This is a genomic window from Microcystis flos-aquae FACHB-1344 (genome assembly GCF_014698375.1).
GTDB classification, from domain to species: domain Bacteria; phylum Cyanobacteriota; class Cyanobacteriia; order Cyanobacteriales; family Microcystaceae; genus Microcystis; species Microcystis aeruginosa.
Map to the genome: position 1 here is coordinate 1 of NZ_JACJSW010000119.1, position 5,109 is coordinate 5,109.

The following is a 5,109-nucleotide window of genomic DNA, read 5'->3' on the forward strand; positions in this document are numbered from 1 at the left end:
CGGACAGCGATGTCTTTCCGTTTCTTTGAGTGGCTGACCGAGAATCGGGATGTGTTTGCCGCTTACAAAGCCAGTTTAGGCTTTATTTGGGCTTGAAATTTGTTTAAGTCCCAATAAGGGGATTCTGGTTCAATCTGATGTCATAGGTTCCTACAATATTTTACGAAAAGCATTCCCAAATGCGTTTAACCGCTATGGGATAGAGAGGTGCGTAGTTCACCCAAGGAGAATCAATCTCTCGAAGTAAAAGTGAAAGGAATTTCTGAAATGGAATTCAGTCTGTCTATATTTGACTATACTTTTACTAACTATTACCTCACCCACTTTGACAGAAGGGAGTTATGGTCGGTTAAGCGTCAAAACATCGAGGCTTTTCCTTGATGCTGGCAATGTAAACTTTGATTAAGAGAAAGACTTCTAGCTCCGATCCGATGTTATATTAATAATTGAAGCTAAAGAAAAAAGCTTCCCTGACAGATCGACTGGCAAGGTTATAAAGGTCAAGTTCACAAAGGAGTAAACCCTGTTAAAGTTACATTCTGTCTCGATAACGACGATAACAGCGATCAACCTGAACGCTCATATTTCCTAGAGTAGAGAACAAGGGAGTTAGGCAATTGGAACTAGAGTCCAATGCGTCTCCAACCAGTCTCAAGTTGTGAGGGGAAATACCTGAGAATCGGTAAACTGATCGCTGTTATTGTTTGTCAACACAAGTAATTGATCATTGCAGTCGCTCTCCTTTGATGAGATAATAGAAAGTCTTCTGTTCAAAAGGATATCGATAGGATGCGACTCTCTCAACAGCTTTTTGTCACTCTCCGGGAAGATCCGGCCGAGGCGGAAATCCCCAGTCATAAATGCTTGGTGCGTGCCGGTTACATTCGTCGCATTGGCAGCGGTATTTACGCCTATTTACCCCTGATGTGGCGGGTTTTGCAGAAAGTCTCCCAGATAGTCCGGGAAGAAATGAATAAAGCCGGCGCCCAAGAATGTTTACTTCCCCAACTGCAACCGGCGGAACTCTGGCAAGAATCAGGCCGTTGGGACACCTACACAAAAGCAGAAGGGATTATGTTTGCCCTGACGGACCGGCAAAACCGGGAGTTAGGATTAGGACCGACTCACGAAGAAGTAATTACTGCCGTCGCTCGTGATTTAATTCGTTCCTATCGACAATTACCGGTTAATTTATATCAGATTCAAACTAAATTTCGCGATGAAATTCGCCCTCGTTTTGGTTTAATGCGGGGACGAGAATTTATTATGAAAGATGCCTATTCTTTCAATCTCGACGAGGAATGTTTAAAGAAAACCTATCAAGCGATGGATATAGCTTACCGCAATATTTTCCGCCGTTGTGGGTTAGCTTTTCGGGCAGTAGAAGCCGATTCTGGAGCGATTGGCGGTTCCGCATCCCAAGAATTTATGGTCTTAGCTGATGCCGGAGAAGATGAGGTTTTATTTACCGCCGATGAAAAGTATGCGGCTAATGTGGAAAAAGCCGTTTCTTTGCCGGCAGATAAAGTGGCTTCTCCCTTTAAAAAGTTTGCTAAAAAAGAGACTCCTAACACCAACACTATCGAAAGTTTAGCTAAATTTCTCGATTGTTCTGCCACCGCTATCGTCAAAAATGTTCTCTACGAAGTGGTTTATGATAGCGGCATAACTGTTTTAGTTTTGGTGAGCATTCGGGGAGATCAAGAGGTTAACGAAGTTAAACTACAAAATGAATTAGTTAGACAGGCGAGCCGTTACAATGCTAAAACAATTTTGGCTTTAAAAATACCCGATGCTGCCGCGCAACAGAAATGGGCAACTAAACCTTTACCTTTGGGTTATATTGCTCCCGACTTAGAAGATAATTTGCTCAAAAAAGCCAGCGATATAGCTCCTAAGTTTTTACGCATAGCAGACAACACGGTGACAGACTTAGAAAACTTGATCACCGGTGCAAATGAAACCGGGTTTCATGTAGTGGGGGCCAATTGGGGTAAAGATTTTATCTTACCAGAATTAATCGTCGATCTACGCAAAGCCCAGGTAGGCGATCGAGCTATTCACGATCCTGATCAAACCTTGCAAAGTGCTAGAGGAATTGAAGTCGGTCATATCTTCCAATTGGGCTATAAATATTCTCAAGCCATGAATGCTTTTTATACTAATGAAGCGGGAGAATCTACCCCCATTTGTATGGGTTGTTATGGCATAGGAGTATCGCGTTTAGCCCAGGCAGCCGTAGAACAATCCTACGATAAAGATGGCATTATTTGGCCAGTAGCTATTGCCCCCTATCAAGGGATTGTAGTTATTCCTAATTTAGCTGATGCCGAGCAGGTAAAAACCGCCGAAAGTTTATACAATGAGTTAAATCAAGCCGGCATTGAAACCCTTTTAGATGACCGGAATGAACGTGCGGGAGTTAAGTTCAAAGATGCGGATTTAATTGGGATTCCCTATCGCATTGTCACGGGTAAATCTCTCAAATCGGGTAAGGTGGAATTAGTCGAAAGAGCCAGTAAAAAAGCGTCAGAAGTAGCAATTAATGAGGTGGTTTCCTATTTAAAAACTGCTATTTCAAAGGTAAATGCTTCTGATTAAGTGATTAAATATACAGATAATTTGCTTAATTTCTTGAAAAACTTCTAAAAAAGGAGCTTTTGAGATTACTATATTATCTTTATGTCGATTTCTCTCAAAGCAAGTCTCAATCAACAAATTCAATCTCCTTAATGATGGCGATTTTTTGCTGTATTTTCTCAAGCATATAGTACTGACGACCGACTCCTGACTACCGGCTCCTAACCCCACCAACAAACTTTTTCAGCAGACCCTAATTAAGACTTGATCCAGTGGAATATGAGTCAGAAAAAATGTTTCTCCTTCCGAATCTCGCAAAGCTTCTAGATAGGCATCAATTCCTCGCGGTTGAGGCCAATTTTCAACATCTGCCAAATGCAAAGCCAAAGCCGATCGCATTTGCTCCGTTGTTTCTTCTAAAGTCGCCCCTGTTGGTACACACCCTACTACATCGGGTGAATAAGCGGAAAATCCCGTTTCACTTTTTTCGAGAACAATTAGATATTTGTCGATCATTTTAACCCCGCTTCACTTAACTTTTTCTATAAATCATAGAAATAAGGATAAAGCTCTGATTCTAGAATATATTGACTTGCTTATTTGAAAATTGCCTAACAGGTTCCAGGATCAAGTTTTCGATGATTGGCAATAGTTAAAGTCTCTCTTCTCTGGGAGATAACACGACGCAATTTAATGTGACTTCCTCGTTGACTGTGAATAGTAAAGCCAAATCGAGCGAGAATCTTGATCACGTCTTTGCCTGATAGTTGTTTCAGTTTAGGCATATTCAGGCTGTAACTCAACCGTAATCTGTAGAGAAGGTTTGGCAACTAGACCAAACTCACTAGGCTCTTCTCCTTCTAAATGTAATAAGACAGCTTCTTTGAGATTATTAACCACCTCATCCAAGGTATTTCCTTGGGTAACAACCGAAATTTCCGCGCATTCGGCCACATATCCTTGTTGTTCACCAGAATAAATAATTGCGGTAATTTTTGAACTTAATTCAGCCATAATTGCTCAGATAAAATACGTTTTGATTGTAATAGAGTATATTTTAGCTATGGGGAAATAACCTGAAAAATTGGGAGAGATTTGTCTCGTGCAGTGTAGTCTTCGATAAGGAAATCTAGAACTTCAAGGGCATTTTGTAGCGCTTCATTGTAGGTTTCGCCGTGAGTATGAGCATAGGAGACAAATTCAGGGAGATGGGCGATAAATTTGTTGTCTTCTTGTGACCATTGAATATAAATACTATAGTGATAATTCATGGGTTGTCTCCTTGATTTAATTTGGCTAGTTCCTGAAGTGCATTTCTTCCGTCTTTTTCCTGGTAGTGATCGGCATCACTACTATTTTTGCCTAACAGGATCAAGCTATATTATAAACGGGGATGAATTCAGTGGTTATGACCGCTATTACCTAATCTCCATAGTGTGTTTTTGTACGAATAATCAGAATAGTTTTATCGTCTTCATAAATTTCATAAAGCAGACGATCTTTTCGATTTAGGCGATAGGAATACAAGCCTTCTAAATCGCCTTTTAAGGATTTGCCAATATAGGGATTAATTGCAATTATGTTAGTTAAAATTTCTTGAAGTTTGACTTTTTGTTTTTGGGTGAGTTCGTCGGTATCTTTTCGCGCTTGTTTAGAAAAGACAATTGTGTAGGTTGTCATCCAAATACTTGTTCCATTGTGAGGGTTTCTCCTGCGGCATATTCTCGTCGTGCTGATGCAATGTGTTGTAATAGTTTGGGATCTTGCATGAGTTCGCTGGTTTCAGCTAAGGATTCCCATTCTTCTTTAGTGATGAGAATATAACTGCGATTTTCACGAACGATCACTACTCCATCGGGTTCTTTTTCAGTGCGATCGCAGAGTTCTTCTAGGTTGGCTTTGGCGTAATCAACGGTAACTTGATACATAAATCGCTTAAGGTTTTTGGGAATTACTCTCATAATAAAGCAAAAATTACTTGTTGGCTGACGTTTTCATTATTTATTTTGGGCTTTTCAGTTCTGATCGAGAAGAAGGCGATATGACAACTTTAGTAATGATCTAAGCCGTAACTTGCATAATCTCTTTAGCGGGAACAGCTAACACTAATTGATTAGGATAAACAATTTCTACGCCAATTGTCTCCATAAATGCTTCTTTTTCTGCTTGAGTGGTTGAGACAAAATTTCCTTGTTCATCATATTTAACCCAATTCCCAAATAATTCTACTAGGTAAGCCTCCCCATTTTTCAGAACTTCTACAATTGCTCCAACTCAGAAGTGTTGAACGGGGAAAAAAGTCGTACAAAATTTGATATTATAGATAAGAAAACAAAGTAAATATACACCAATAAATGTGAATAAGCCATGCTAACAATTTTCCCAAAACTAATGAAAGAGCTTCTCAAGCCACTCCCCAAAAATGACTATCCCGCATTAAGTACATTTACTTTTGTGTCCTGTTGGATAGGTTTTGCACTGGATAAAAGTATCGTCAGCATGAGAGACTTAAGCGCACGCCTGAAAATG

The 5,109-nt window shown here is 40.0% G+C and carries 7 protein-coding genes and 1 pseudogene; 1 reads left to right on the top strand and 7 read right to left on the bottom strand.

Annotated features, from left to right (window positions below; genetic code table 11):
• The first annotated feature begins 789 nt into the window (after positions 1 to 789).
• The gene (locus H6G48_RS09945; protein WP_190721411.1) at positions 790 to 2,601 is read left to right on the top strand and encodes a proline--tRNA ligase; all 1,812 of its coding nucleotides are present in this window, start codon (positions 790 to 792) and stop codon (positions 2,599 to 2,601) included.
• Between the two features lie 222 nt (positions 2,602 to 2,823).
• On the opposite strand, the gene H6G48_RS09950 is transcribed toward H6G48_RS09945, so the two are convergent.
• The 7 genes and pseudogenes from H6G48_RS09950 to H6G48_RS27170 all read right to left on the bottom strand — a co-directional run.
• Positions 2,824 to 3,096 (bottom strand): type II toxin-antitoxin system HicB family antitoxin, encoded by a 273-nt coding sequence (locus H6G48_RS09950; RefSeq protein ID WP_190721412.1) that lies wholly within the window; start codon positions 3,094 to 3,096, stop codon positions 2,824 to 2,826.
• Between the two features lie 95 nt (positions 3,097 to 3,191).
• Positions 3,192 to 3,365, bottom strand: coding sequence for a type II toxin-antitoxin system HicA family toxin (locus tag H6G48_RS09955; RefSeq protein ID WP_190721414.1), 174 nt, complete (start codon positions 3,363 to 3,365; stop codon positions 3,192 to 3,194).
• Positions 3,358 to 3,594: a type II toxin-antitoxin system HicB family antitoxin gene (locus H6G48_RS09960; protein WP_190721416.1), complete on the bottom strand. Its 237-nt coding sequence runs from the start codon at positions 3,592 to 3,594 to the stop codon at positions 3,358 to 3,360. The genes H6G48_RS09955 and H6G48_RS09960 overlap by 8 nt, the downstream gene beginning before the upstream one ends.
• A 47-nt stretch (positions 3,595 to 3,641) precedes the next feature.
• Positions 3,642 to 3,851: a type II toxin-antitoxin system HicB family antitoxin gene (locus tag H6G48_RS09965; RefSeq protein ID WP_190721418.1), complete on the bottom strand. Its 210-nt coding sequence runs from the start codon at positions 3,849 to 3,851 to the stop codon at positions 3,642 to 3,644.
• A gap of 151 nt (positions 3,852 to 4,002) precedes the next feature.
• Positions 4,003 to 4,260: a type II toxin-antitoxin system mRNA interferase toxin, RelE/StbE family gene (locus H6G48_RS09970; RefSeq protein ID WP_002745103.1), complete on the bottom strand. Its 258-nt coding sequence runs from the start codon at positions 4,258 to 4,260 to the stop codon at positions 4,003 to 4,005.
• Positions 4,257 to 4,508 (bottom strand): type II toxin-antitoxin system Phd/YefM family antitoxin, encoded by a 252-nt coding sequence (locus H6G48_RS09975; protein WP_041804225.1) that lies wholly within the window; start codon positions 4,506 to 4,508, stop codon positions 4,257 to 4,259. Before H6G48_RS09975 ends, H6G48_RS09970 begins: the two co-directional genes overlap by 4 nt.
• Positions 4,509 to 4,641: 133 nt before the next feature.
• Positions 4,642 to 4,854 (bottom strand): annotated as a pseudogene (locus H6G48_RS27170) (DUF4926 domain-containing protein); the annotation flags it as partial.
• Positions 4,855 to 5,109 lie beyond the last annotated feature (255 nt).